Annotated in this window: 29 protein-coding genes and 2 pseudogenes; 22 read left to right on the top strand and 9 right to left on the bottom strand. The window is 41.0% G+C overall.

The window, feature by feature from the left end; translation table 11 throughout:
* Window positions 1–12 precede the first annotated feature (12 nt).
* From MHH68_RS17165 to MHH68_RS17150, 4 genes are all read right to left on the bottom strand, one after another.
* Complete coding sequence (locus tag MHH68_RS17165) at window positions 13–774, bottom strand: SDR family NAD(P)-dependent oxidoreductase (protein WP_339164347.1); 762 nt, start codon at window positions 772–774, stop codon at window positions 13–15.
* Window positions 771–1478 (bottom strand): cupin domain-containing protein, encoded by a 708-nt coding sequence (locus tag MHH68_RS17160; RefSeq protein ID WP_058013421.1) that lies wholly within the window; start codon window positions 1476–1478, stop codon window positions 771–773. Before MHH68_RS17160 ends, MHH68_RS17165 begins: the two co-directional genes overlap by 4 nt.
* A 1-nt stretch (window position 1479) precedes the next feature.
* Window positions 1480–2082 carry a bacilysin biosynthesis protein BacA gene (locus MHH68_RS17155; RefSeq protein ID WP_058013422.1) on the bottom strand — a complete coding sequence of 201 codons (603 nt, stop codon included), beginning with the start codon at window positions 2080–2082 and terminating at the stop codon, window positions 1480–1482.
* 149 nt (window positions 2083–2231) lie between these two features.
* Window positions 2232–3464, bottom strand: a complete 1233-nt coding sequence (locus MHH68_RS17150; protein WP_339164342.1) for an MFS transporter — start codon at window positions 3462–3464, stop codon at window positions 2232–2234.
* 145 nt (window positions 3465–3609) lie between these two features.
* On the opposite strand from MHH68_RS17150, the gene MHH68_RS17145 reads away from it, so the two are divergent.
* Entirely contained in the window at window positions 3610–4089 is a 480-nt protein-coding gene (locus MHH68_RS17145; RefSeq protein ID WP_058013424.1) for an Lrp/AsnC family transcriptional regulator, read from the top strand.
* A gap of 13 nt (window positions 4090–4102) precedes the next feature.
* On the opposite strand, the gene MHH68_RS17140 is transcribed toward MHH68_RS17145, so the two are convergent.
* Both MHH68_RS17140 and hemQ read right to left on the bottom strand, forming a co-directional pair.
* Window positions 4103–5263: an MFS transporter gene (locus MHH68_RS17140; RefSeq protein WP_339164339.1), complete on the bottom strand. Its 1161-nt coding sequence runs from the start codon at window positions 5261–5263 to the stop codon at window positions 4103–4105.
* Window positions 5264–5329: 66 nt separating this feature from the next.
* The gene (gene hemQ / locus MHH68_RS17135) at window positions 5330–6100 is read right to left on the bottom strand and encodes a hydrogen peroxide-dependent heme synthase (RefSeq protein ID WP_058013426.1); all 771 of its coding nucleotides are present in this window, start codon (window positions 6098–6100) and stop codon (window positions 5330–5332) included.
* A 239-nt stretch (window positions 6101–6339) separates the two neighbouring features.
* Between hemQ and pta the strand changes: the two genes are divergently transcribed.
* The 14 genes and pseudogenes from pta (at window position 6340) to MHH68_RS17065 (ending at window position 16757) form a co-directional block, all read left to right on the top strand.
* Complete coding sequence (gene pta, locus MHH68_RS17130; RefSeq protein WP_061409912.1) at window positions 6340–7311, top strand: phosphate acetyltransferase; 972 nt, start codon at window positions 6340–6342, stop codon at window positions 7309–7311.
* A 130-nt stretch (window positions 7312–7441) separates the two neighbouring features.
* A complete protein-coding gene (locus MHH68_RS17125; protein ID WP_339164334.1) occupies window positions 7442–8293 on the top strand; it encodes a MurR/RpiR family transcriptional regulator in 852 nt (283 codons plus the stop codon).
* Between the two features lie 143 nt (window positions 8294–8436).
* Window positions 8437–9102, top strand: coding sequence for an RraA family protein (locus MHH68_RS17120; RefSeq protein WP_339164331.1), 666 nt, complete (start codon window positions 8437–8439; stop codon window positions 9100–9102).
* Window positions 9103–9119: 17 nt separating this feature from the next.
* Entirely contained in the window at window positions 9120–10004 is an 885-nt protein-coding gene (locus MHH68_RS17115; RefSeq protein WP_339164328.1) for a prephenate dehydrogenase/arogenate dehydrogenase family protein, read from the top strand.
* A 36-nt stretch (window positions 10005–10040) separates the two neighbouring features.
* Window positions 10041–11375, top strand: coding sequence for a TRAP transporter large permease subunit (locus MHH68_RS17110; RefSeq protein WP_339164325.1), 1335 nt, complete (start codon window positions 10041–10043; stop codon window positions 11373–11375).
* 13 nt (window positions 11376–11388) lie between these two features.
* Complete coding sequence (locus MHH68_RS17105) at window positions 11389–11655, top strand: hypothetical protein (RefSeq protein ID WP_058013431.1); 267 nt, start codon at window positions 11389–11391, stop codon at window positions 11653–11655.
* A gap of 175 nt (window positions 11656–11830) precedes the next feature.
* Window positions 11831–12241, top strand: coding sequence for a DUF5082 family protein (locus MHH68_RS17100; protein WP_058013432.1), 411 nt, complete (start codon window positions 11831–11833; stop codon window positions 12239–12241).
* Window positions 12234–12512 carry a YwqI/YxiC family protein gene (locus MHH68_RS17095; RefSeq protein WP_061409906.1) on the top strand — a complete coding sequence of 93 codons (279 nt, stop codon included), beginning with the start codon at window positions 12234–12236 and terminating at the stop codon, window positions 12510–12512. Before MHH68_RS17100 ends, MHH68_RS17095 begins: the two co-directional genes overlap by 8 nt.
* An 11-nt stretch (window positions 12513–12523) precedes the next feature.
* Window positions 12524–14059: a T7SS effector LXG polymorphic toxin gene (locus tag MHH68_RS17090; RefSeq protein ID WP_339164321.1), complete on the top strand. Its 1536-nt coding sequence runs from the start codon at window positions 12524–12526 to the stop codon at window positions 14057–14059.
* Window positions 14060–14070: 11 nt separating this feature from the next.
* Window positions 14071–14466: a hypothetical protein gene (locus MHH68_RS17085; RefSeq protein ID WP_339164318.1), complete on the top strand. Its 396-nt coding sequence runs from the start codon at window positions 14071–14073 to the stop codon at window positions 14464–14466.
* Window positions 14467–14550: 84 nt separating this feature from the next.
* Window positions 14551–14748, top strand: a pseudogene (locus MHH68_RS17080) (transposase); the annotation flags it as partial.
* Window positions 14748–15191, top strand: coding sequence for an SMI1/KNR4 family protein (locus MHH68_RS17075; RefSeq protein WP_339164315.1), 444 nt, complete (start codon window positions 14748–14750; stop codon window positions 15189–15191). The pseudogene MHH68_RS17080 and the gene MHH68_RS17075, both read left to right, overlap by 1 nt.
* A 160-nt stretch (window positions 15192–15351) precedes the next feature.
* A complete protein-coding gene (locus MHH68_RS17070; RefSeq protein ID WP_339164311.1) occupies window positions 15352–15744 on the top strand; it encodes an SMI1/KNR4 family protein in 393 nt (130 codons plus the stop codon).
* 167 nt (window positions 15745–15911) lie between these two features.
* The gene (locus MHH68_RS17065; RefSeq protein WP_339164308.1) at window positions 15912–16757 is read left to right on the top strand and encodes a lipoate--protein ligase family protein; all 846 of its coding nucleotides are present in this window, start codon (window positions 15912–15914) and stop codon (window positions 16755–16757) included.
* A gap of 73 nt (window positions 16758–16830) precedes the next feature.
* Here MHH68_RS17065 and MHH68_RS17060 read toward each other — a convergent pair whose 3' ends face one another.
* The gene (locus tag MHH68_RS17060) at window positions 16831–17676 is read right to left on the bottom strand and encodes a hypothetical protein (protein ID WP_339164306.1); all 846 of its coding nucleotides are present in this window, start codon (window positions 17674–17676) and stop codon (window positions 16831–16833) included.
* A gap of 475 nt (window positions 17677–18151) precedes the next feature.
* On the opposite strand from MHH68_RS17060, the pseudogene MHH68_RS17055 reads away from it, so the two are divergent.
* The 3 genes and pseudogenes from MHH68_RS17055 to MHH68_RS17045 form a co-directional block, all read left to right on the top strand.
* A pseudogene (locus MHH68_RS17055) lies at window positions 18152–18448 on the top strand (hypothetical protein); the annotation flags it as partial.
* Between the two features lie 119 nt (window positions 18449–18567).
* Window positions 18568–20844, top strand: a complete 2277-nt coding sequence (locus tag MHH68_RS17050) for a glycosyltransferase (RefSeq protein WP_339164303.1) — start codon at window positions 18568–18570, stop codon at window positions 20842–20844.
* Complete coding sequence (locus MHH68_RS17045; protein WP_058013437.1) at window positions 20841–21074, top strand: DUF5970 family protein; 234 nt, start codon at window positions 20841–20843, stop codon at window positions 21072–21074. The genes MHH68_RS17050 and MHH68_RS17045 overlap by 4 nt, the downstream gene beginning before the upstream one ends.
* A 34-nt stretch (window positions 21075–21108) precedes the next feature.
* Here the strand turns inward: MHH68_RS17045 and MHH68_RS17040 are convergent, their stop codons facing one another.
* Window positions 21109–21909: an RsfA family transcriptional regulator gene (locus tag MHH68_RS17040; RefSeq protein WP_339164300.1), complete on the bottom strand. Its 801-nt coding sequence runs from the start codon at window positions 21907–21909 to the stop codon at window positions 21109–21111.
* A 238-nt stretch (window positions 21910–22147) separates the two neighbouring features.
* Between MHH68_RS17040 and MHH68_RS17035 the strand changes: the two genes are divergently transcribed.
* The 4 genes from MHH68_RS17035 to MHH68_RS17020 all read left to right on the top strand — a co-directional run bounded on the left by MHH68_RS17035 (window position 22148) and on the right by MHH68_RS17020 (window position 25409).
* Window positions 22148–22369: a DUF1450 domain-containing protein gene (locus MHH68_RS17035; RefSeq protein WP_003215259.1), complete on the top strand. Its 222-nt coding sequence runs from the start codon at window positions 22148–22150 to the stop codon at window positions 22367–22369.
* A gap of 170 nt (window positions 22370–22539) precedes the next feature.
* Complete coding sequence (locus tag MHH68_RS17030) at window positions 22540–23841, top strand: HD domain-containing protein (RefSeq protein WP_007497716.1); 1302 nt, start codon at window positions 22540–22542, stop codon at window positions 23839–23841.
* 30 nt (window positions 23842–23871) lie between these two features.
* A complete protein-coding gene (locus tag MHH68_RS17025; RefSeq protein ID WP_058013439.1) occupies window positions 23872–24372 on the top strand; it encodes a YwgA family protein in 501 nt (166 codons plus the stop codon).
* Between the two features lie 224 nt (window positions 24373–24596).
* Window positions 24597–25409, top strand: a complete 813-nt coding sequence (locus tag MHH68_RS17020) for a zinc-dependent metalloprotease (protein ID WP_339164298.1) — start codon at window positions 24597–24599, stop codon at window positions 25407–25409.
* Window positions 25410–25458: 49 nt separating this feature from the next.
* Here the strand turns inward: MHH68_RS17020 and MHH68_RS17015 are convergent, their stop codons facing one another.
* The gene (locus tag MHH68_RS17015) at window positions 25459–25644 is read right to left on the bottom strand and encodes a 2-hydroxymuconate tautomerase (RefSeq protein ID WP_003214939.1); all 186 of its coding nucleotides are present in this window, start codon (window positions 25642–25644) and stop codon (window positions 25459–25461) included.

Here is a 25644-nt window from a genome sequence, read left to right as displayed (position 1 = left end):
AAGCACTCCTTTTTATCTAGCGGTGTAACCGCCATCTGCTGTGACAACACTTCCAGTCATATAGCTGGATAGATCAGAGGCGAGAAACAGCATGACGCCCGCAATTTCTTCGGGTTTTCCGAGACGAAGTAATGGATTCACCTTTGCTTTTTCCTTTTTAACAACCTCAAGACTTTCTGAATGATTGTCTAAAAAGGATTTTTCATTTAATGGCGTATCAATAATGCCTGGGGCGATACAGTTTACCCTGATTTGATGGGCGGCATAGTCGACCGCCATCGATTTGGTCAGCTGAATGACACCGCCCTTTGTTGCATTATAGGCAGGAATGTCAGGCCAGCCGACAAGCCCTCCGACAGATCCGGTATTAATAATACTTCCGCTTTTCTTCTCAAGCATATGCGGCAAAGCATGCTTACTCATGAGAAATACACCCGTCAGGTTGACCTGCACAATGTGATTCCAATCCTCCAGTGTCATCTCGTGAACGGGAGAGACAATTTCAATGCCTGCATTGTTAATCAGCACATCGATTGTCCCAAACTGGTTCAGCACAGACTGAACGGTTATTTGACAGTCAGACTCATTCGTAATATCTGTTTTGAAAAACGCAAGATGCTCGTGCGCCAATGATTCGACGAGTTGTTTTCCGCCTTTTTCATTGATGTCAGCCACTGCGACTTTTGCTCCGTGCTCAAGGAAAAGCTTGACTGCGGCAAGCCCAATCCCCGATGCACCTCCTGTAATCAAGACGACTTTTCCGGTAAGGTTCATTTCTTCACCTTAGACGCTTTTGGCTTCAACCGATTATAGCGGGGAGGGAAGAAGAGATTAATAGACTTTGAGGCTTCCGGCTTTGGATTTATCGCCCCGTGGTCTTCCTTAGGTTCACAGAAGTAGGTAGTACCAAATTCCATTTTCTCTGTAAAGCCTTCAATGGTCATATCATAACCTCCGCTGATGCAAATGCCGATTTGTTCATTGCGGTGTTTATGAAAAGGCATTTCTCCGCCATTTCCAGGAATGTTGGCAATCATGAGCTCCATCCAGTCCTCAACAAAAAAGGTCACTTCCATGCCAGGGAGTAAATCCCGTGTTTTGAAAATGTCTAAGAAATAAGTAGGAGGCGCCGTATATTCCTCGCCATCTTTTAATCTCTTAATATCAATAGCAATCACTTCTTCATCTGTCAGGTTAGAAGCGCCGTGAGGGACAAAAGGTGGTGCGATATAGGCTGATTCTAAAGGGGTGAGTAATTGGATTGATGGACCGACTGTCATTTGAAGCTCACCTTTTAATACGATGCCGATTTGTGCTTCGGGATGCTCGTGAGGTTCAATGATCGTGTGAGGAGGGACGTATGAGATTAACACTTCCGTATCACCTCTGACCGTGGAATATTGTGTGACACCATTCTCCCATTCTATTTTTTTGGCTTGTGGAAAATATCGTTCTTGCGTCTTTTGTTCAGTTTGCATATTATATCTCTCCTTTTCCGAATATGGACCAGCTCATAGGGATGCTTTTAAACGTTCGAACGAAGGTGAGGCCATATGTGGCTCTGGCTACCTCATTGGTTAAAGCGAAATCAAATTCGCCGTCTCTTACTTTTTGTGCGGCAGTACTTGTTGAATTGACCAGCTCAAATTCAGCATTTTGGTGAATGAAATATTGAATTAAATTGACAGGTGCAGGATGAGAGACAATTTTTAAATGGTGGAGCATTTGTTCATGAAATGGAAAATCTGGTCTGACAGCCAAACCATACATGGGTGTGTCACATCTGAAAATTTGTAAGAGCTGCAGATCAGGTCTCATGTAGAAGTGTTTGATTCCTTCGTATGCGTGTGGAACGAGAGTGTATTGGAGTGCGTGAGAGAGAGTATGTTCAATGCAAGTTTCGAACGTGTCGTAAAGGGATAGTTTCGTATGAGTGCCGAGTGTAGTGGTGGAATGAGAGATGAAATGTTTTGCTGCGTATTCACTGCTTGTCCCCTTAGGGCCTAGTGTATTGACTGTAAACATCTTAGGTGAAACGATGGGCTCTTCTTTGAAATGAAAAACATCATTCTTTAAGATCATGTTTACCATCCAATCTTTTTCAAATTTTTACTAGATTATAAAAAATATTTTTGTAAATTGTCAACAAAATTTATAAAAAATGTATTTTATGATGATATTAAAAATTGATCTAAAAAACTGCACATACCTAGATGTGCAGTGAATGGAGCTTACGTTTCAAATGTGTTTTTATGTTTCTGCTGTAAGGTTCGTTCACGTTTATAGCTGGCGAAACTAACAAGAAAACCAACGAGCGTAATGAGGGCACATAGAAGCCCTACCGTATGATAGCCGAAATGGACATAGACAGGTCCCATAAGAGCGGAACCAAGCATAACGGCAAGGTTGGACGCAAGACTGTAAAAAGCCATCACTTTGCCTCGGTGGGTTTGGGAGCAGTCACTTAGAACAGTGCTCAAAAGCGTGACGGATAAACTTTGCATGGCACCCCAAATAAATAGGGCAAAAATCAGCAATATCCAGGAGAAAGGAGCATAAGGAAGTAAGGCCAGAACGAGCGTAATGCCGCCCAGCACAAAGAAAAGAGAACGAGTTTTGCCAAACCAGTCTGCTAATTTCCCAGTAAATACACTCATGGAAAAGCCGACGCCGTAAGCCATGATTAGTAGTCCTGCCGTCGATTGCCCTCCAGAAAACAAACTTTGCAGATACGCTCCTAAAAACGAGTACATGCCATAAAATCCTAGCATATTACAAAAAGTCACGGTCAAATAGGCGGGGACACGATCAATTTTCAAAGCTCCCCATAAAGAGCCAGCTTTCTCCCTAGCTTGAGGTGTTCCTGTATTCGCTGTGGCGGTTTGTTTACGAGATTCAAGAATGACGAGCAGTAGGACAATGAGACTCATAATGGAGAAAATCCAAAAGGTCCATCGCCAGTTTAAACTCTGACCGATGAAGGCGCCAATTGGTACACCGAGGACAAGAGAAAGAGACCAGCTCGACACAATGAGCCCCATCACTTTGCCACGATATTCATAAGGAACCCGGTCGCCTACAAGCGCATAGGCTGTTGGCACAAATACACCGGTCGCCAGCCCAGAAATAGCACGGCCGGCAAAAAACACCGCCAAATTCGGGGCAGCCGCACACATCACGGTCCCAATCAAAAAGAAAGAAAGTCCGATGATCAGACATAGCTCCCTTGAATACCGGTCCCCTAAAGGAACAAGCAGCGGGGCTCCAATAAGCACAGCTAACCCATAAATACTGATGGAAAGGGCGAGAATATCAAGAGAGTGCTGAAAGGAGTTTGATAAATCAGGCAGCAGTGGTGAAATCACCAGTTCTTCCGATCCCGCCGCAAAGACGCCAAGTGTCAGCGCGATGGCAAGTGTGATGGGAAATGTTTTAGAAGCCTGGCTGTCTAAAGATTCTTTCATCAGGTGATCCCTCCATACTTGCTTTTTCATTCAATTCCGTTAAAATAAATTCTACCATTATTTAGTTTTATTTTACATTTCGCATCATAAGTATTATCATAAAATACTTTTCAAATGGAACGATTTTTGGATAGGAGAGGTACGAATGAAAATCACCGATGTTGATGTGCATATTTTAAATGAATTGAAAAAAGATGCTCGCTTATCTATGAGGGAGTTGTCCAAACGAGTCAATTTATCCGCCCCTGCGGTAGCAGAAAGAGTGCGTAAATTAGAGGATGCAGGGGTTATCGAAGGGTATTCGGTTCAGGTCAACTATAAAAAATTAGGGCTTATGATTGACTGCTTACTGGAAGTCACAGTGCTAAACGGGGAGTATCAGCGTTTTGTGGCTTTTATGAATCAGCACCCACGCGCATTTTTTGCTTATCGAGTGGCAGGACAGTCATGCTTTTTCATTAAGCTGTCAGTCGCTTCCCTTGAAGAAATTGAAGCCTTTATTCAGGCAGTGTCTGGGTTTACAAAAACCGTATCTCATATCGTCTTATCCGAGCACTCCTTTTCCCACCCAATTCAGGAACGTGTGAAACAAATAGAAGAGCCAGAAATGACCGTGATGAAATAAAAAAGGACCTGACTCAGGTCCTTTTTGTTTGTCTGTCTGACTGATAGCTGATGATCGTAATGATGAGTCCAATGAAAGTTACAGCTGCAGCAAATAACGGTACAAGCTGTAAATGTGTAAGCTGGATGGCAAGGCCGCCCAGCGCAGCACCGCCGGCATTCCCGATATTAAAGGCAGAATGGCTGAGCGTTGATGCGAGTGTCGGTGCTTCATGTGCCATGTTCATCGTGCGGTATTGAAAGGTAGGAACAAGAATAAATGAAATGATTCCCCACACAAAAATGGTCAGCACAGCAGGCACTTTGAATTCGGAAGTGATAGTAAACAATAACAGGACAGCCATCAGCAGGATCAAGGACACGATAATACTCGGCATCAGCTTCCAGTCGGCAAGCTTTCCGCCAACTAAATTCCCGATGGTGACCCCAAGTCCGAAGAGAACAAGGATGAGCGTCACCCCATTCTCTTGAAAACCAGTCACTTGCAGCAGGATCGGGCTGATATACGTAAAGGCGGTAAACACACCTGCAAAACCAAAGATCGTCATTGCAAAGGAGACGAGTACTTGTGGCTTTTTCAAAACAGACACTTCATTTCGAATTTCCAGTACTTCTTCCTTCGATTGATTGGGTACTAAGCTGATGATACCGATTAAGGAAATGAGCCCAATGACAGCAATGACGAGAAACGACATACGCCAGCCGAATTGATTTCCAATGAAGGTACCGAACGGCACACCCAGTACGTTGGCGACCGTCAGTCCTGTAAACATGAAGCTGATCGCACTTGCACTTTTCTCCTTAGGCACAAGCCGTGCCGCCATGATCGCTCCGACGCCAAAGAAGGTCCCGTGAGCAAATGATGTCAAAATACGTGCAACCATTAATAGGCCATAAGAGGTTGATACAGCAGCAACAGCATTTCCCGCCACGAACAGGATCATTAATAAAATGAGAAGATGTTTCCTCGACATTTTTCCAGTCGATAACGTTAAAATAGGTCCGCCAACTGCCACACCAAGTGCATATCCAGTAATCAGCTGCCCTGAAGCAGAGATAGATACATGAAGGTCGTTAGCAACGTTTGGCAAAAGTCCCATAATGACAAATTCAGTCATACCAATCGAAAACGCACCGAGCGTTAAAGCAAAAATAGCGATGGGGAAGTTTTTCATGATGTGATCACCTTTCTAAAAAATACATAAAAAGGCTTCGGAGAGATCCGAAGCCTTAAGAGTTTATCATACATGAAAATAAGACGCCAGCTGCTCGTTTGCTAAGCGGTTTCCGACAAAGAAGGAACCAAATTCGCCGTAGCGTGCACTGACTTCATCAAAGCGCATTTCATAAACCAATTTTTTGAATTGAAGCACATCGTCAGAGAAAAGAGTGACGCCCCACTCATAATCATCAAAACCGACGGAGCCTGTAATGATCTGCTTTACTTTTCCGGCATAACTGCGGCCAATTAAGCCGTGGCTTCTCATAAGAGATTTACGCTCATCCATAGAGAGCATATACCAGTTGTCGTTGCCGGAACGTCTTTTATCCATTGGATAGAAGCATACGTATTGAGAAGCAGGGAGCTCTGGGTATAGACGTGCACGTACATGCGGGTTCTCGTAAGGATCTCCGCCATCTCCGCCTCCTGCTAAGTAGTTGCTGAGTTCAACAACTGAAACGTACGAATAAGCTGGGATCGTAAACTCTGCTAGTCGTGTCTTGTTGAATTCAAGTTCAATTTCACCCAGTTCTTCCATGGTTGGACGCAAAATCATGAGCATAATATCTGCTTTTTGGCCGACAATACTATAGATTGTTTGGCTTCCAGCCTTATCGTGCTCAGCTGTTTTCCATTTTTCTAATAGACCTGTGAATTCATGAAGAATCGCTTGGCGCTCATCACTTGTCAGCAGCTTCCAAGCTGTCCAGTCAAAGGTTCTAAAATCATGCAGTGCATACCAGCCGTCTAGTGTTTGAGCTGCTTCATTGGTTGTATGTTGTTCGCTCATTTCTTTCACTCCTATTAACAGTTTTCCATCTGTTCCAACTATAACATAGTTTGTCCAAATGAAGATGTGATCAAAACTTGAACGACGAAGTCAGATTTATGGAAATTGATTTAATTAGTTTGAAAAATAAGAATTTAATTTGTAAGCGCTATAATGTAAGTTGGTAGTTTGAATTTATGTAGAAGAAGAGTATGCTTAAAAGAGAACGCTTTTTTTGTAAAATCAAGGAGGGTATATAAGTGGCAGATATTTTTTCAACAGTTCAGGAAAAGGTTGCAGGTAAAGGAGTAAAGATCGTTTTTCCTGAGGGAATGGACGAACGCATTCTAACAGCCGTTCAAAAACTAGCAGATGGCAAAGTCTTGCAGCCAATTGTTGTAGGTAAAACACAAGAAGTTGAAGCAAAAGCAAAAGAATTAGGTCTTACACTTGATGGTGTTGACGTGTATGATCCTCATACATATGAAGGTTTTGAAGAGCTTGTACAAGCTTTCGTAGAAAGACGTAAAGGCAAAGCAACCGAAGAGCAAGCAAGAAAAGCATTACTAGATGAAAACTACTTCGGTACGATGCTTGTGTACAAAGGTCTTGCAGACGGACTTGTGAGCGGTGCAGCACATTCAACTGCTGACACAGTACGCCCAGCACTTCAAATCATTAAAACAAAAGAAGGCGTAAAGAAAACATCTGGCGTCTTCATCATGGCTCGCGGCGAAGAGCAATATGTGTTTGCTGATTGTGCAATCAACATTGCACCAGACAGCCAAGATCTAGCTGAAATTGCAATTGAAAGTGCTAACACAGCCAAAATGTTCGACATCGAACCACGTGTGGCAATGCTTAGCTTCTCTACAAAAGGCTCAGCAAAATCAGACGAAACAGAAAAAGTATCTGAAGCAGTTCGTATTGCAAAAGAAAAGGCACCTGAGCTTGTACTTGATGGAGAATTCCAATTCGATGCAGCTTTCGTTCCTTCAGTAGCAGCGAAAAAAGCACCAGATTCCGTCATTAAAGGCGATGCTAGCGTATTTGTTTTCCCTAGCCTAGAAGCAGGAAACATCGGCTACAAAATTGCACAGCGCTTAGGTAACTTTGAAGCTGTAGGTCCAATCTTGCAAGGCTTAAATCAACCAGTAAACGACCTTTCAAGAGGCTGTAATGCCGAAGACGTTTACAACCTTGCGCTTATCACAGCAGCTCAAGCACGATAAACTAGCATCTCGGCTAAAGCAGTCAGCGCGATATTCGTGCTGGCTGTTTTTTTATTTTGGACAAATGTGTACAATATAGAGAGAACAAATCTGATCGTAGATAAAGCCGATAGGATGGGCGGGTGCTATAATGGAGGATTTAATACATAAGCTTCAGCATAAGGTCGCGTTTTTAACCGATGCACAGAGGAGAATTGCAGATTATATCGTACAACATCCAATGGAGGTCGCTTTTTTAACTGTTGATAAATTGGCATCAAAAGTCGGGACGAGTACAGCAACTATCATGCGATTCTCTGCTGCTGTGGGGTATTCCGGTTTTTCGGAGTTTCAAAAAGAGCTCCAATCAGCTATGAAGCATAAAGCCGACCCTCAAACGAGACTTGAAGCGAATCTCAAGCATTCAAATAAGAGTAAGCTCCTGCATAACCATGTAGAACTGCAATTTCAAAATATCCAGTACGCATTGGACAATATCACGGAAGAAACATTTCAGCAAATTGTTGGGAAAATAGCTAGCGCACGCCACGTTTTGTGTACAAGTGTCCGAAGTGGAAGACCTGTTGGCGAATACATGTCGTTAGGAATCAATCGGCTATTGGGGAATTGCCAGTATATTGATGCAGATCAAAGTGACTGGGTGGATAATTTGGTTCATTTCAACTCGGGTGATTTCATTATAGCTGTCAGCTATCCGCGCTATGCAAAGCGTATGAAGGATTTGATGGAAGCAGCGAAGTCTTATGGGGTGGAAGTCCTTTTAATTACAGACAGTTACAGCTCTCCACTAACCAAATATGCACAATATGTATTACCATGTTCCTCAGCAAGTGTAGGCTCTCATAACTCTGTCGTATCAGCTATCTTTATCGTCGATTTCATCTTAAGTGCATTAGCGATGGATGATCCTGAAAGAACAAAACCACGTTTAGATCAAATCAATCATATGTTAACGAAAATGAGTTATCACACAACACATTAGTCGTGTGGAACTCATTTTTTTATTTTTTTGAAAGCGCTTTACTATTTAAAAATGAGGTGGTATGATCATATCACGAAAGTAATATATATTACTTTAAATTAATTAAATGTAATGAATATAACTCAAAGGGGATGATGGAAACAATGAGTACTGTTCATTTCGTGTCAAATGATCTCATAGCTAGGGCAAAAAAGCTTAACTCGACCTTGCTGTCAGACGTGATGGGATGCACCGGCGCGATGGATCATCAAATCAAACCAGTTGCGAGAGGCATGAATGTAGTCGGCACAGCTTTTACCGTGAGCTTACGGCCAGGAGATAATCTGTTTCTTCACCAAGCGATTTATTCTGCGCAAGTAGGCGATGTACTCATCGTTGATGGGAAAGATCATAGGGGTCACGCATATTTAGGAGAATTGATGGCAGGTGCAGCAAAGGCTGTTGGAATAGAAGGAATCGTGATCGACGGTCTTGTCCGCGATAAAGTCGCTTTGGAGGAATTAGCTTTTCCAATCTATAGTAAGGGATTCACGCCGAATGGACCTTTTAAGGATGGACCTGGTGAATTGAATGAAATCATCTCGTGTGGAGGGGTCAAAGTATCACCAGGTGACTTGGTCGTTGCAGATGATGATGGAGTAGTGATTGTCCCGAAGGAGAAAGCAGAAGAGATGCTGTCGCTGGCTGAGGAGAAACAAGCATATGAAAATCAAAGATTAAAAACCATTCAACATTATATGAGTGAAGAAAAGCAGGATATTAGTCTCCTAGCACCTGCATGGCTAGAGGGCAAAATGAAAAAATTTTAGGGATAGGGGAATCTGTGATGAAGATAGGCTTTATCGGTTATGGAGAAGCGGCATATGAGCTGTCAACGGGGTTGAAAACAGAAGGATTAGATCATTTTTATGCGTATGATGTACTATTACAAAATGAGAAACTGGCTGGAACAATGAAAGAAAAAGCAGCTCGTACAGGCGTCGAATTAATAAGTAATGTGAGTGAGGTCATTGAGAAATCTGACATTGTCATTGCGGCTGTGCCAGCGAATAAAACCTTAGAAGTGGCTCAATCTGTATTAGGAAGTTTGAAAAAAAATCAAGTATATGTGGATGTGTCGGCATCAACTCCAGACATCAAAAAACAAGTGGCAGACGAAATTAAAAAGCAAGAAGCTCTATTTGTAGATGCCGCCATGCTAGGATCTCTCCCAGTTAACAAACATAAGGTTCCAATCACGGCAAGCGGAAGTGGAACAGATCGATTCATTGAATTAACGAAAGAATACGGTATGAATATTACAAAAATCAGTGATCAGCCAGGAGATGCTTCAGCCTTAAAGCTAATAAGAAGCATTTATATGAAAGGAATCGTCGGTTTACTTATTGAATTTTTGGAAATTTCCAAAAAATATAATGTAGAAGATCAAGTGATTTCTTCACTAAGCGAAACGATGGATAGCAAAAGTTTTGTAGAGACAATGAATCGTCTTGTGACAGGAAGTGCATTACATGCAAAAAGACGAGCGGTCGAACTACTTGGCTCTATTGAAATGCTGGATTCAGCTCATATTGATGCGAGCATGTCCCGGGCAGCACAACAGAAGCTAGAGAGATTAGCAGATTTTCAATTCGTTGAACGGTTTAATGGGGAAAAACCAGCCAGCTGGGAAGAAGTCATTGATGTGATGCAGCAAGGGCGATTTTTGTAAACGCTTTATTAATTGAAAGGGAGGCGAAGAAACGACATGGGTTTTATTGCATTGATTGTATTCATAGCCGTCATCATTATATGGAATGTCATCGTGAAACGAAATATGGGAGAAGCCATGCTGTTAGGCTTTATTGCAACCACTTTGTTTGGCGGAATGGATGCGCTTAGACTGTTCTGGGATGGTTTAATATTTGCATCCACATATGAGGTGCTTTATGCAGCCGTTGCGTTTGTATTCATGGCTTATTTAATCGAGAAGCTGGAATTAATTCACGCACTCCTGCGCATCTTGAATTCGGTTGTCGGCAAGCTTCCTGGGGGAGCGGCTTATATGAGTACGTTAGGTTCAGCAGTCCTAGGCGCTCTATCAGGTTCGAATTCTGCAAACACAGCTGCCACTGGCTCTATTACGGCTTCTTGGATGATTAAATCAGGATGGAGCCGAACCCATACGGCCACGATTCTAGCCGGGAATGGCGGACTTGGAGCCGCGCTACCTCCGAACTCTTCCATGTTTATCATGCTCGGCTTTGCACCAGTTGCAGCCCTTGTCTCTGAAGGTGATTTATATATTGCTCTTTTAATAGGTGGACTGTATCAAGTCGTATACCGATTTATTCTTGTGTATATTCTGGTGAGAAAAAATAAAATTCAAGCGATGCCGCCAGATGATATTGTCCCCTTTAGAGAAGCTGTGAAACAAGGGTGGAAATCGATTTTTATTTTTTTCGGTGCCTTGATCCCTATCATGATCACAATTGGTCCGCTGGCAAACTACTTAAAAAGTAATCCAAACATTGGACCAGAGGCAATGGATCAAATTTCTTTAATTACGTGGATTCCGATTCTCATGATGCTGATTAGCTTAACAATTGGAAGAAAAAAGGCGTCTGCTTTAGATTGGTCTCAGTTTTTCAAGTCGGCCATTCCTAAGTTTACAACGATCGGTGCCTTGATGCTGTTTGCTGTTGCTGCTAGTCAGGTGCTTGCTGAATTAGGACTCGCAGAAGATTTGACACACATCACATCAGTACTTGCCATTCCGAAGTGGCTCATGGTGCTCATTGTTGGTGTTCTTGTCACGCTGGTGGCTGGACCATTATCTTCAACTGCTACATTAACAGCTGTTGGGCTTGTCTCATTTTCAGCTTTAATCTCAGTCGGAGTAGATCCAGTTGCCGCTGTTGTCGCCATTCTTGCCTTTTCATCAACAGAAGGCGCTTCCCCGCCTGCATCAGGGTCAATTTTCATCGCTTCTGGTCTTGCAGGAGCCCGGCCGGAGAAAACATTTATACCGCTCATTCTTTACTATATGCTGCCGATTGTAGGAATTGGGTGGCTCATTGGAATGGGCATACTTCCAGTATAGAAAGGAGAAACACATGAGAGCATTGATGGAATTTTTATTTAAAGTGCTGCTTGTCCTGTTCTTAACGTCAGGTACCATGCTGGTATTCGGTCAAATTCTAGGGATTCTCTTGCAAAATGGAGATTTGATCATAGCAAGTACGAACCTATTCAAAAATCCCACACTTGTGTTAAGCGCTTTTTTTAGTCTTATCGGTTTCTCTCTTCATTATATTCCTGACAAGAAAGACACGTCATTTAGCGATCAACCATCAGCATCAGCTGGTGATTCGGTCAAATAAGCGTCAAAAGCTGGATTCAGTTGGTGAATTCAGCTTTTTTTGTGCATGTGAAATAGGTATAAAAACCCAATACCTACGATTCATTTTTCGGTGAATTTGTTTTCAATCATATGCCTCTTGTGCTAGGAAATGGTAACATAACGGAGGACTATTTGAGGAATAGAGGTGTTTGACGATGTCTGGAGCTATCATCGGTTATACAACAGCCTTGTACTCGTTAAAGGCAGACATATCCATAAAAAAAGAACAAATCATAGAACTCAAGATGTGTCGAAAAGAAATAAAAGAAGCAAAATCGGCTCTGGCAGATGCTAACAAGAAAATGACTTATCCAGATCTGACATCACATACATGGTTTGGCCATCTTGCAGATACGTTTGATGACATTCGAGACGAGATGGCATCCGCCAGTCAAGAGATTAAAGGTGTACAGCTGACCAATCTAGTGAATCGAATTGATGAGAAAATCAGTGACTTAAAATCAGAAATTCATTCGTTAGAACATGAAATCCATTCTGTTGAAAGAAAAATAGAGAAAGAAAAGCAGAAACAACTGGAAGAAAAAAGAGGGAAGTCACATGAGTAGAGAAATCAAAATAGATGCCAGTGAAATCAAACAAGTGTTACAACATACTAAACAATCAGGCGCTCAAATGAATGCAAAACTTCCAACATCCATCAAAGGGAGAAACCAGCTCCTAGCAGCAGACACATTAGAAAAAATCAATCAACAATTGAACGAATTAAGTACATCCTACATAGGCATTCTTCAGAAACAGCTTGTACAAACAGAACAAGCGGTGAACACCATGATCGAAACGGACAAGGCGCTTGCCTCCAGCAGTAAAAGAAAATAAAGGAGAACGCAATGAAAACCCTTGACGCCTTTGCGCTAATAAACGGAATTGACCAAACGCTGAATACATTAAAGCAGCAATCACAACAAATCAGCTCCATAGAAAAACAAATTCATCACATCATCTCACTTGATGGCGCACTAAAGGGAGAGGCGGGACAAGCCATTCGCTCCTTTTATACAGAATGTCATATTCCCTTCCTGCAATTCTTTCAGCTCGTCATTGAGGAATACAGCACTGCATTGAAAAACACAAAGCAGGCGCTTCATGCACTAGAATCAAACGGGCATGGCTTTATATCACAAGCATTTATTGAACACGAACTTGATCAAGGCTTAAAAAAAGCTGAACGAACGATATCCGAGATTGTAACGGATGTAAACCACGCCATCGGCAGAGTTGGTCATATTGTTCATTTGCCAAATGTAGACGAATCAGCGTTTCAGCAGAATTATCAAAAGGCATGGCTCGAGACATCAAGAACCATTGGTCTGCTTCATGCATTTGACCGGGAGCAGACAAGCGCTTTACATGAAACCACAAGCTCTCTTCAAACAATGAAGCAATGCATACATACCTTAAGTACCATGTTCACCGGCCCAAAAATCGACATCACCACCTATCAAAAAGGATCTATTTTTAAAAATGGAAAAGTAGAAAAAATAAGCAGCACCATCAGTGGATTGAAGGATAAAATAGACAACCCAAAAGACAATCCAATGATAATCATGATGAAGAAACTGAAAGAGAAAGAACAGGCGAATGTGGAGACGGTTGTTCGGGAAACGCCGTCTAGTAAAATCAATCAAACAACCGTGACCTTAAATGGAGAAGTATATGATATCAATGAGTACAAAAAGATCAACTTCGAAAATGCCAAAACGGTTGAGGTCATGCGAGACGGAATGCTGTATCGGTTACGAATATCAGAAAAAAACAAAGTAACGATTGAGAGCGTTAAACCGATTTCTGATGTAAAAACAGGCGATCAACCCCAAAATATCTTAAATACAGCGGTTGAATTTACAGGAATAAACGACGCAATTCGGGTTATTACAGGAAGAGATCCGATAACAGGTGATAAAGTCGCGGATATGGATCGTTTGGTATCAGGAGTGTACATGGTTCCAAGCACCAACATTGTTAAAGTGGGAAAATATGTTTTTAAGATTATTAAAGGGGAGAAAGTAGCTAAGAGGGTTGAGAAGACAGCAAAGGGTATTGGAAAAGGAGAACAATTATTAGATAAAGTTAAAACATATGAACAAGCTAGAAATAAAACAGTGGACATAGTTGGAGACCTAGGACCCAATTCACAACCATATACAGGTACGCTTAAGTCGAGTGCTGGATATGATAAAGTTGTTGGTAGACAGTCCGCTGACGGAAAAGTAAGATGGAGATTAGATTATGACCCTAAAAAGGGACCACATATAAATATTGAAGATTTTCGTAATGGTAAAGGGGCGAATGCCCGAAAGATTGCTATTCCATTTGAGGGTAATGAAAACACTTTTAAATCTTTATTAAAACATTTGAATAGATAAGGAGATTTTAGATGAGTTTATTAGATGAGTGTATTGAGGCACTAGGTGAGGATGTACATATTTTATATAAAGGTAATAGAGAGCAAATATTAAATGATTTTGAAAATTCCTTTCCATTTGCTGATTGGGGGCAAATTGAATGGAAGAAAATATCTTCTTATGAGCAAGTGAATACATTCGATGAAATACGATCCTTTTTAAATCAAAAACTGAATGACTACAGTGATATTGTTTATGTAATTTGGGATGAAGGGACATTGCCAATTATCCAATCTGCTTTAGATAAAGTATTTGAAGCTATAGATGATGTTACAGCTGTCAGTTTTGATACGTGGATTTTTTCTCCATCTTCTGGATATGTTATTGAAATTTTTCATGATGGTGAAATAAAAGTAGGATTAAAATAGCATTGATGAACCCTCAAAAAGAATTAATTTGATTCTCTTTGAGGGTTTTTAAATATTTTTGCTATCCAATACTGCGTATAACCAATCATCTCAGGGAAAACCGGTAAAGTAATTAGGAAAAAAGGAGATAAGTATGATGCTCACCATATAATTGAAAATACTTTTGGAGGGGAGCATGAGTGGTGGAATATGCATCCTGCAAAATTTCCAAATGAGCATCAAGCAGGTATACATGGAGCAGGTTCACCAGCAAATACATTATTTAAAGGAGTTAAAAAATAATGGGATATGAAATTATTAAGAAAAACAAAGAAAATAGTTTTTTTTTAGTAACTGAAAAAGAAATTTTAGATGTTGAAAAGGAACTTGATTTAAAGTTTCCTAAGGAGTTAATTAGTTTTTATATAGAGGTAGGTTACGGTTTTATTAATGGGTCTGAGTTTAACATTAATCGCATTATGGACCCTTATTCTGTAAGAGACTTTCGATTAAGGGCTAATGATTTTGAATTCTATCCTGACATTGAAATCTATGATGAATTTGAGAATAACAAATTAATCTTTTTTGAAGCAAATGAGACAGCTTTAATGTCAATTGAATTGAATGAAAAGGATAGAAGCGCAATATATTATTATGATATACAAATCGCTAATTCTTTGGAAGAATTTTTAACCAAAATACAAGAGGATGATAAATATTATCTAGATTTACTAGCAGACTATTAAAAGCCTTTCAAAAGTTACCTTGCATTGATCAACTAATATATGAGAATTGCAAAAGGGGAAATTCATAATTTGGAATATAAGTGTGGGTTGAGTGACCTGTTAAGTAAAATTTAAAGATAAATCAAATTTATAAACATAGCACTCATCGAGGAGGATTCACATGGTCGACGTACCCCAAATTCCAGGTTTAATCATCAACAAACCAGAAACGGATTTAAAGATCAAAGAGGTAGAAATGCAATTAAACATGGTGATACCCGATGCTTATAAAAACTTGCTGAAACAGACAAATGGATGTTCCATTGGTGGCGATGTTCTACTATACGGCACTGAGGACATTACGGAACGCAATGCAACGTGGGAGGTTCAACGGTATGCAGGAGGCTATGTAGCGATTGGCGACGATGGTGGAGGGCAAGTATTTCTCATGCGTCAGACCAAAGAAGAGAAACGTGTGTGGGTTGTAGATGCTGGTGTAATGGACCCTCAGCATGCGGAGTTGGTCACTGAAGACTTGCTGGAGTGGGTGAGTGGGGGATGTATCATTGAATGATCACAGCATTGAAATGCATGAATCATTGAAAAGCAAAACTGAATCATCCAACTGAACGCTCTGTGACGTTAAATGTCATGGAGCTTTTTTGATGCTCTCTCCGATTCTCCCTCCATTCATCCCATGTTATAATAAACACAGTTTATGAACGAGAGGATATGCAGGACATGAAAAATGAACCTATTGAGTTACTGACACAGCCGAAATGGCGAATCATAGATCAATCGAGCCTCGGCCCTTATGTGGACCCAAAGCAATCCTTTGCGATGGATGATACGCTTTGTGCGTCGGTCGGGAAGGGACTCTCACCAGCGACAGCGCGTTCTTGGGTGCATCACAATACAATTGTGCTTGGGATTCAGGATACAAGACTTCCATTTCTCCAAGATGGTGTAAAGCTCCTCGAAGAAGAGGGCTATCGCGTCATTGTACGCAATTCAGGCGGTCTTGCTGTTGTGCTGGATGAAGGCGTACTGAATGTGTCTTTAATCTTTGCGGAACAAAAGAAGGGCATTGATATTGATCGCGGGTATGATGCGATGGTGGAATTGGTCCGCCGGATGCTGTCTAAGTATGAGGTGGACATTGAAGCTTATGAGATTGTCGGCTCTTATTGTCCGGGCAGTTATGATCTCAGCATCAATGGAAAGAAATTTGCAGGCATTTCTCAGCGTAGATTACGCGGTGGAGTCGCTGTGCAAATTTATTTGTGTGCAGATGGAAGCGGGCGGGAACGAGCTGATTTGATTCGCCGTTTTTATGAGGCGGCCTTAAAGGATAAACGACATGAGGTGAAAGCGGTATTCCCTGATATACAGCCTGATACGATGGCGTCCCTATCAGAATTAACTGGAGAACCAATTGACTGTGCGCTTCTCATGCGTCTTTTACTAGAAGAACTCCAAAAGCTGAGCGAACAACTGACAGCTTCAGGACTGACCACCGAGGAACAGCTAGATTTTGAGAAAAACATGACGCGGATGATTGAGCGGAATGAAAAGGTGTTTTCGTGAAGGGGAAGTAAATTTTTTAAAAATATATTTTAGATCGACAAAACCATCAAGGCATTTTGTCGATCTATCTCTATTATTTTAATTCAACTTTATAGCCAATATAAATGTTAGGATAAAAAGTGTATGTTCCAGGCTGGTTAAATGTTAATGCATTTATTTTGAAGGCATACTTTTGTTTAACCGGATTCCATGTTCCATTAGGGTAATATGATGGGTATGTTTTGAAATTAGGGTATTTTGTGTCAATCCAGGTCATACTAGAATTTGGACGTATACTTCGTTTCAATGTATAAAGACTTAGTGAATTTCGACCGCTGTCAGGACCATCAGTTCTAACTTCTGTTAAGTAACTATTATCTGGAATTGAACTGTCATTTGATAGGTCGAAATATTGTAGCGAGCTAGTTTTATTAAATGACGTAATCGAAGCTTGGTTAAGCGTAATCCTTTTTTCCATAACCGAGGAGGTCGGAATAGGGTACAAAACAGGCACACCTACAGCAACATTTAATTCATAGGGAAATTGATTTTTTTTATCATCAGAAGGTTCAATGTAAATTAAATAATCTCCTTCCAAATCCGTAGGGAATTCAATTTGAGCTGTACCTTCTTCATTAATCGTGCTTCTTCCTATTCCTCTACTTTGTGAAATGATTTCACTATTAGGATTAGTAATTATGACATCAAATGTTTTAGAAGAGCGAAGGGTTAGTTTTTCTGTCTTATTCATGCCAAGGGAAACTTTATACAGTCGTCGATCCTCTGCATGTGTAATAGTTGTCTCAGTTTCCTCTGGCTTTATAAAATTATTATTTCTTTTTAATTCAATTGAATTACTTGGCTCATCTGCTGCTTGTGCGTTAAAGGGGATAGTGCTTAATAAAATAATGATCACTAACCCAAATAGTATTTTCCTCAATATTTAACAACTCCCTTTTAAGTATTAATATGTATATCGGAATTTCTCATTAGAAATTAACATTATTTCAAATAAATTCATTTTTAGTTTATTAGTTGCAGCTAATTAAAATGGAGAAGTTGTGATGAAATCCCAAAAAAGCAGTTACCTTTATTTACTATTACTTCCTGTCATTATGGGAGCGGGCTAGGCCAATGTCGGTCTTTATATTTTTATGTTCGTAATTTTGGTTAAAGTATGATGCTATTTATGGAGACATTCATCTACAAATTTAAAGCTGTTTTCAAATAAATTATCCGATATAATAGAAAACAAGTCTTAAAAAAGAGAGAAGAAACGATGGATAATCGTAAAATTTGAAATAAATTAAGGAAAAAGTATTTAAAGATCCAGTACGCCGTTATGTTTATGCGAGACATATATAATATTGGATTTAATAGAATTTTAGCTCCTTTGATCAATTAAACAGCTAGGGGAAGAACTAGAAGACGCTTTACTAGGGTTAGGAAGTACATGGTTAGGAAGTACATACAGAACCTTAGGAGAATATGAAAAGTCCAAGCACATATTTCTACGAGGGATAGAAACTTATCCAGATAACAAAGCCATTCAAACGTTCTATGCCATGACTTTGTATAATTTGAAAGAACATAGCAAAGCAATGGAAATATTACTGAACTGTTTAACTGAAACGACAACAGATCCTACTATTTTGAGTTATCGAAAAGCGATTGTTTTTTATTCAAATCAGTTAGATAGGTTATGGAAATAATAGTTGATTTGGCTACTTGAATAGAATTGGAGGGGCAATGTTATGAAAAAAATCCCCTCCTTTGTTATGAAATTTTATATGTAATAGTCATTTGTGGCATAAGAAAGAAGGTAAATTTGTTGTCATTATTCACCACGTATTACCCGCTGTTTATGCTTTGCGTTTTGTCTGTGTTGTATGTGATGTATCGTATTCAACCGGTGGCCTCTACTGTTAAAAAAATCATCATTGTGCTCTGTGTGTTAACAAATGCCGCCTATATTTGCTGGCGTCTTTTCTTTACACTGCCTCATGAAGGTACTTTTAATATTGTGATGGGTATTTTGCTTGTTGCTTGTGAATGCATTGGATTTTTACAGCTGCTTGTGTTTTATACACTTGTTTGGAAGCCTTCCAATCGGAAGCAAGTCACGATCAGTGATCTTGACAGGCTGCCAACAGTTGATATTTTCATAGCTACATATAATGAACCAATTGAAGTGCTGAAACGCACTGTTGCAGGTTGTGTGAATCTCTCTTATCCAAAGGACAAAGTCCACATCTATTTATGTGATGATGGCAAGCGGGAATCTGTAGAGCAGCTTGCTTCTGAGTTTGGTGTTCATTATCTGACAAGAACAGATAACAAGTTTGCGAAGGCGGGTAACTTAAATCATGCGATGTCTCAAACATGTGGGGAGCTGATTCTCACACTTGATGCGGATATGGTCCCCCTTCCTTTATTTTTAGAAAAAACAGTGCCTTACTTTCATGATGGAGCGACGGCGTTTGTTCAAGTTCCACAGGCGTTTTATAACGAGGATCCTTTCCAATATAATATGTTCTCGAAGGATCGAATTCCAAATGAGCAGGACTTCTTCATGCAAACCCTCCAAGCTGGGAAGGATCGGTTTAATGCTGTGATGTATGTCGGTAGTAATACTGTCTTTAGAAGAATAGCTTTAGATGAAATTGGAGGATTTGCTACTGGGGTGATTACAGAAGACATGGCGACAGGCATGCTTCTCCAAGGAAAGTTCAAATCTGTGTCTGTCGGAGAAGTATTAGCCGTCGGGCTGGCACCTGAAAGCTGGCTTGATCTATTAAAGCAGAGAGATCGGTGGTCGAGAGGGAACATTCAGTGTGCCCGTAAGTTTAATCCTTTGAAGGTTCGCGGCTTAACGCTGATGCAGCGAGTTCTTTATTTAGATGGTATTGTGTATTGGTTTAACGGTTTGTTTAAAATGATTTACATTCTCACACCGATTTTGTTTTTATTGTTTGGTATTCAAAGTTTCTGGGCAGATTTCCAGTCCATTTTCATGTTCTGGCTGCCGGCGTTCTTTAGTTCCTATTTAGCATTTAAACTTGTGTCGAATCAAAAGAGAAGCATGTTCTGGAGTCATATTTATGAAAGCTCTATGGCGTTCCACCTAGCTGGTGTGGCTTTAAGTGAGCTGTTTTTCAAAAAGAGAGTTGAATTTCTTGTCACACCAAAGGGCATTCAAACGGACAAAAGACATTTTCATTTGAAAACGATGATTCCCCATTTGATCTTTTTGCTGCTCTCATTGCTTGTCCTAGTGAAAATAGGATACGATGTGAAGGTAAATGGGACGATGAATGCTGATCTCACGTTGATTAATATATTTTGGGTGATGTATAACGGTGCAGGCCTATTCATGGCACTACTTGTGGCGTTTGACCGTCCGCGTTATCGGAAATCAGAGCGATTTATCATTGAAAAAGAGGGGCATCTTCGTTCTGATCATCAAGATCAGTCGATTGCTTGTTTCCTGCTAGATATGAGTGATTCAGGTGCGCGTCTCTCCATTCCATTGGATCAAGCATCTTCTCTTTATCAAGGACAAACGCAATTATTCTTTACAGAGGATGAACGTGTGGCGTGTAACGTGGTCTGGAGCTATCCGGAGGAAGACAAGCTGATGGTGGGTGTTGCTTTTACTGACACACAAAAATCAGAGTATCTATCACTAATCCGCTTCCTATTCACTCGAGAGCATGTAGCCATTACGGATTATGAGAAAAAATCCTATGCTGTTCGGACGTTTCTCCGCTTTGTAAGAGAGACAGAGAAAGTGCCAAAGGCTATACGGCGCAAATGGATGAGAAAACCTTTAAAAGGTGTGACAGGCACGTTGTCATATGAGGGCAGATTAGAAGAGAAGGTGCCGTTAGTCATACATGATATTAGTGTATCTGGGTGTAAAATCGAGTCTGAAGCTGGTATTGAATTACATGAGAAAGTGCGGATCACCATTGACGCAGAATCTCTGACAGATCAGCCGGCGATTGCCGTTTGGACTTCAAAAAGACGCGGACGTACAATGGTCGGACTCAAATTTGTTCAACCTGAAATCAAGCAGATAGAAGAAAGAGAGGGAGTGGTTTCTTGAAATCAAAAAACGGCAGTTACCTCTATTTACTATGGCTTCCTGTCATCATAGGAGCCGGCTACGGCATTTCGCTTTTGGTGCCGTTTCTTCAGCCTGTCCTGACACTTGGCATCGCAGGTCTTTATATTTTTATATTTGGTGATTTTCAGGTGAGACAAGTCAGGTATATTTTTATGTTTGTCTTTTTGATGAATGTCCTTTTTAGTGTGATGCTATTTTTAGGCATTTAAAAAAGTGCTTCCCGCAGATGGGGAGCACTTTTTGTTATTCTGCCATTTTTTCGAGGTTGCCGTTTCGGTCCATTTTAAAGGTTGGAGCGGCAGTGTCATCCTCTTCAAACAAAACTAGTTTTCTTGCACGGTTCATGATTTTGACGAGTGTTTCATAATCTTCTTGAATCGTGAGCTGATCCTTCTCAAGCTTTTTCACTTCTGCTTCTAGCTGCGTGACTTTATGTGAAAGTTCGTTATTTTCTTGTTTTAACCGGCTGTTTTCCATGCGTAATGCAGAGGATTGCTGTCCATCGCCTTCATAGCGGCGCAAGAAATGAATGACATCTTCAATGGTTAACTCCTGTTGCTGCCTAAAAGGATTGGCTTCTGGCTTTTTCTCTACGACATGTGAAGCCTGTGACAATAAATGTGATAAACTAGCTAACTCTTCATTGTAGCTTTGGTCTACAAACTGGAGCTGCTCGGCTGTTTCAGATGCTGGTGCAAACGTTTCTTCCTGCGCTGATTCCAGCTCCTGTGAGAATTCCTCTTGCGTGACTGTTTCTTCTACTTGCGGCTGATAGAGTAATCGTTTCTTTGCAGGCTGGCCATTGCCAAGAGCACGCATCCGTTGTTTTCTTTGTTTTTTGGCAAGGGCTAGCGCTTTTTCATATTGATGCCTTACAACAGCATTCCATCTAAAACCGCATGCCGCTGAGGTGCGATTTAGCTTGTCTCCTACTTCTTCAAACGCATTTAGCTGTGTGCTGCCCTCTCTCACGTGACGTAAGACGGTTTCTGCCAAAAGAAGATCATCTTCCTCTGACCAAGCATCTTGTCTTTGTTTTGACATGTTTAAACCCCCATATGATTTGATGGTATTAGATTAGCCAAATTCAAGAAGGTTTATACAAGTTTGCTAAAAGGATAGTGGAAAATACTAGCTTTTATATGAGCGCGTCTCAGCGATTATCGTGCGTCTTGCAAGTCCAGCCGCTTCGATGTACAATGTTGGGTGGTATATTATGACTCTTGGTTGTCCAACTGTTTTATATAAAATGAAGTTCATCATTGAAAGGAAGCGTAAGACCATGGCTAATGAGTTTCGCGTATGTGACGATTGCGATGCGACGAACCTAAAGACGTTGTTGCCTCGACTCAAATCGGTTGACCCTGATGCAAAAATTGAAATCGGCTGTCAATCCTATTGTGGTCCAGGACGAAAAAAGGCTTTTGCGTTTGTGAACAATCGCCCATTATCCGCACCAACAGAAGATGAGTTACTCGAAAAGGTTCAAAAAAAAGTCAAATAAATGTCACTGAATGTGTTCAGTCGACCTAAAAAGAGGTCCGTCCCTGTCAGGTCGGGCTTTTTACGTCCGTGCAATCTTTGAGAACACATTCACGAGCAAATTCAAGGATGTTTTCGGGAAAAGTTACCCGATATAATAGAAACACGTCTTAAAAAAAGAGGGACGAAACGATGGCGTATCCAAAAGGGAAATTATCTGAGGAAAAGGTATTTAAAGATCCTGTGCACCGTTATGTTCACGTACGGGACGCATTAATATGGGATTTAATAGGAACAAGAGAATTTCAGCGCCTGCGCCGAATTAAACAGCTAGGAACCACTTACTTAACGTTTCATGGTGCAGAACACAGCCGTTTCAATCATTCACTCGGTGTATACGAGATTGTGAGACGGATTGTAGATGATGTTTTCAAAGGACGGCCGGAATGGGATGAGGGAGAACGCGAGCTTGTCCTGAGTGCGGCCTTGCTTCATGACCTCGGACATGGACCATTTTCTCATTCCTTTGAAAAGGTCTTCCACTTAGATCATGAATCGTTTACAAGAGATATTATTTTAGGGCAAACCGAAGTCAATGAAGTGCTTCGCCGGGTGAGTGATGATTTCCCGAAGCATGTGGCAGAAGTTATTGCCAAAACGTATCAAAACAAACAGGTGGTCAGTTTGATCTCAAGTCAAATTGATGCCGACCGTATGGACTATTTGCAGCGTGATGCCTACTATACAGGCGTCAGCTATGGCCATTTTGATATGGAGCGTATTTTGCGCGTAATGCGTCCTAGAGAAGATCAGATTGTGATGAAGCAGAGCGGGATGCATGCGGTCGAGGATTATATTATGAGCCGCTATCAAATGTACTGGCAAGTCTATTTCCACCCAGTGACACGCAGTGCGGAAGTCATTTTAACGAAAATTCTCCATCGTGCAAAAGAGCTGCATGAAACGGGCTATATTTTCACACATGCCCCTGTTCATTTTTATTCGATTTTTGAGGGGAATGTCACCACAGAGGACTATATTAAACTGGATGAATCCATTGTCTTATTTTATTTTCAGGCGTGGGAAGATGAAGAAGATCACGTGCTGGCTGATTTGTGCCGCCGTTTTATGAACCGCCGATTGTTCCAATATACAGAGTTTAATCCGAATGAAGAAATGACGAAATATTTCAAGCTGACCGCCTTGTTCAAGGAGGCAGGCATTGATCCTGACTATTATTTAGTCGTCGACTCTTCTTCTGACTTGCCCTACGACTTCTACAGACCAGGGGAGGAAGAAGAGAGACTGCCGATCCATCTTTTGACGCAAAGTGGTCATATTAAAGAGCTGTCGAGACAGTCAGATATTGTTGATGCCATTTCCGGTAAACGAAGAACCGATCATAAACTTTATTTCCCGATGGACTTAATTGTAGATATGTCGGAAAAAGCTGAAGAAAAGAAGGCGATCATGAAGCTGCTTGGATTGGGATAAGGAAGTACTGAAAAAGGAGATGTCGGGAATTTGTTGAAAGAGCATGCAAAGTTGATGAAGGTATTCTCTGAATCTGGGGAAATCGTTGGACGGAAGAAGCTGCAAAAGATGATTTACATAGCAAAAAAGCTAGATTTGCCTTTTTACGAGAAATACGATTTTCACTTTTATGGCCCCTATTCAGAGGAGTTGACGCTCAGAATTGAAGAGCTGTGCAACCTTGGATTCTTGGACGAAATGAAGGAAAAAAAAGGCGGATACTATCAATATCGCTATTCGCTGACGGACAATGGGAAAGAGTTTCTCGATCAGTGTGAAGTGGACATGCCTGACCTCAAAGTGCTGACGCAGCAGATGAACGAGCAGTCGTCACGTTTTCTAGAGCTCGTCTCTACGATTTTATACTTTGATGATCTGCCAGAAGATGAGGTAAAGGAAAAGGTCTTCACCATTAAAAGCAAGCAGCGCTATACGGACGAAGAATTTGAGGATGCTCTTGCTTATATTGATCAATTGAAGAAATTGAACTAGTTTCACAAAAGCCCAGTATTCAGGGCTTTTTTTATTTTGTAAGACCTGGAACAAAAGCGCTAATTTTCAATGAAATGTGTACTGAACGATTCAGAAAATTAGTGAAAATGACATATTCCGACTTTCTTCTCGTGCATCTAATTTCCTGTTTTTGACTGAATAGAAGGAAAATGGTGAATTTTCAGTGAATATATAACTTTGTGAAAATCAAAGGAGGGATAGGAATGAAAAAGCGTTCAGTCTTTTTGTCATTTTTATTGGTAGGTAGTTTGTTACCGGGAGTAAGTTCAGCTTCAGCACCAGTCGCGAGTGCTGGTCATGGGCATGATCATGGTCATGCGCCATTCGAAACACATATTAGTGAGGGGTTGCCAAAGGCAAACGATTTTAAAGATTTGACGAAAGCACCTCCAATTGAACGAGATGTGACAACAAAGGTATTAGATGAGTCTGGTAAGCAGGTGGGCTCTAGAACCTTTAAGGCGAATACAGGAGATTCTATTTCAACAAAGGCAAGTACAGGCAGTCAAAAAGTAACGGTCTATGCTGTAGCAGATGCACAGTATCGTGCGAAATATAGTGACTGGCAGTCGCGAATTGTCAGCATCATCGAGCAAGCGGACGTGACCTTTAACCGTGATCATGATGTGGACTTTGTCGTACAAGCAGTAGGATCTTGGACGTCTTCTGGATCAAATTCATCGCAAATTCTGTCCAACCTTCAGCGCAGCTTTGATGGCAGAGGATACGATTTTGTCACTGGATTTACAGCAAATCCAAACTTTGATGCAGGCGGAATCGCTTATGTATACAATAGTGCACCGAGCGGAAGTGCATTCGCCGTTAACCTTGATCAAGGAACAGCGAACACCGCAAAAGCGGCTACGCATGAATATGGTCATAACTTTGGCTTACCGCATGACCCTCAAGGCAGCGGCATTGTCTGCCTAATGAACTATGATTATTCCTACACAGTCGATTTCTTTGATGCGGCTCATAAAAATCAAGTGAACCGTAACAAAGCGTGGTACAGATAAAATAAGAGACAAAAGGACAAACACCTATGTGCTTGTCCTTTTTTTATGCTTACAGGTCGCTCATGCGTTTTCCTGCTACGGCATAGTGTTCTTTTTTCATTTCTTCAATAATGACAGAGACTTTTTCTGCACCTGCGCCTGTTGTTTCAACAACAGCATCAGTGACTTTCTCCACAAGAGCTCGTTTCTGCTCGTCTGTTCTTCCTTCAAGCATTTGTACGGTAACAATCGGCAA

It is taken from the genome of Bacillus sp. FSL K6-2841 (assembly GCF_037976435.1).
Classification (GTDB): Bacteria; Bacillota; Bacilli; order Bacillales; family Bacillaceae; genus Bacillus; species Bacillus pumilus.
The sequence above is the reverse complement of the archived record's forward strand: the minus strand, read 5'-3'. Positions and strand labels throughout refer to the sequence as shown.

Coding starts and splice junctions, on each gene's coding strand:
- MHH68_RS17165 (WP_339164347.1), bottom strand. CDS start 774: ATGAACCTTACCGGAAAAGTCGTCTTGATTACAGGAGGTGCATCGGGG.
- MHH68_RS17160 (WP_058013421.1), bottom strand. CDS start 1,478: ATGCAAACTGAACAAAAGACGCAAGAACGATATTTTCCACAAGCCAAA.
- MHH68_RS17155 (WP_058013422.1), bottom strand. CDS start 2,082: ATGATCTTAAAGAATGATGTTTTTCATTTCAAAGAAGAGCCCATCGTT.
- MHH68_RS17150 (WP_339164342.1), bottom strand. CDS start 3,464: ATGAAAGAATCTTTAGACAGCCAGGCTTCTAAAACATTTCCCATCACA.
- MHH68_RS17145 (WP_058013424.1), top strand. CDS start 3,610: ATGAAAATCACCGATGTTGATGTGCATATTTTAAATGAATTGAAAAAA.
- MHH68_RS17140 (WP_339164339.1), bottom strand. CDS start 5,263: ATGAAAAACTTCCCCATCGCTATTTTTGCTTTAACGCTCGGTGCGTTT.
- hemQ (WP_058013426.1), bottom strand. CDS start 6,100: ATGAGCGAACAACATACAACCAATGAAGCAGCTCAAACACTAGACGGC.
- MHH68_RS17125 (WP_339164334.1), top strand. CDS start 7,442: ATGGAGGATTTAATACATAAGCTTCAGCATAAGGTCGCGTTTTTAACC.
- MHH68_RS17120 (WP_339164331.1), top strand. CDS start 8,437: ATGAGTACTGTTCATTTCGTGTCAAATGATCTCATAGCTAGGGCAAAA.
- MHH68_RS17115 (WP_339164328.1), top strand. CDS start 9,120: ATGAAGATAGGCTTTATCGGTTATGGAGAAGCGGCATATGAGCTGTCA.
- MHH68_RS17110 (WP_339164325.1), top strand. CDS start 10,041: ATGGGTTTTATTGCATTGATTGTATTCATAGCCGTCATCATTATATGG.
- MHH68_RS17105 (WP_058013431.1), top strand. CDS start 11,389: ATGAGAGCATTGATGGAATTTTTATTTAAAGTGCTGCTTGTCCTGTTC.
- MHH68_RS17100 (WP_058013432.1), top strand. CDS start 11,831: ATGTCTGGAGCTATCATCGGTTATACAACAGCCTTGTACTCGTTAAAG.
- MHH68_RS17095 (WP_061409906.1), top strand. CDS start 12,234: ATGAGTAGAGAAATCAAAATAGATGCCAGTGAAATCAAACAAGTGTTA.
- MHH68_RS17090 (WP_339164321.1), top strand. CDS start 12,524: ATGAAAACCCTTGACGCCTTTGCGCTAATAAACGGAATTGACCAAACG.
- MHH68_RS17085 (WP_339164318.1), top strand. CDS start 14,071: ATGAGTTTATTAGATGAGTGTATTGAGGCACTAGGTGAGGATGTACAT.
- MHH68_RS17075 (WP_339164315.1), top strand. CDS start 14,748: ATGGGATATGAAATTATTAAGAAAAACAAAGAAAATAGTTTTTTTTTA.
- MHH68_RS17070 (WP_339164311.1), top strand. CDS start 15,352: ATGGTCGACGTACCCCAAATTCCAGGTTTAATCATCAACAAACCAGAA.
- MHH68_RS17065 (WP_339164308.1), top strand. CDS start 15,912: ATGAAAAATGAACCTATTGAGTTACTGACACAGCCGAAATGGCGAATC.
- MHH68_RS17040 (WP_339164300.1), bottom strand. CDS start 21,909: ATGTCAAAACAAAGACAAGATGCTTGGTCAGAGGAAGATGATCTTCTT.
- MHH68_RS17035 (WP_003215259.1), top strand. CDS start 22,148: ATGGCTAATGAGTTTCGCGTATGTGACGATTGCGATGCGACGAACCTA.
- MHH68_RS17030 (WP_007497716.1), top strand. CDS start 22,540: ATGGCGTATCCAAAAGGGAAATTATCTGAGGAAAAGGTATTTAAAGAT.
- MHH68_RS17020 (WP_339164298.1), top strand. CDS start 24,597: ATGAAAAAGCGTTCAGTCTTTTTGTCATTTTTATTGGTAGGTAGTTTG.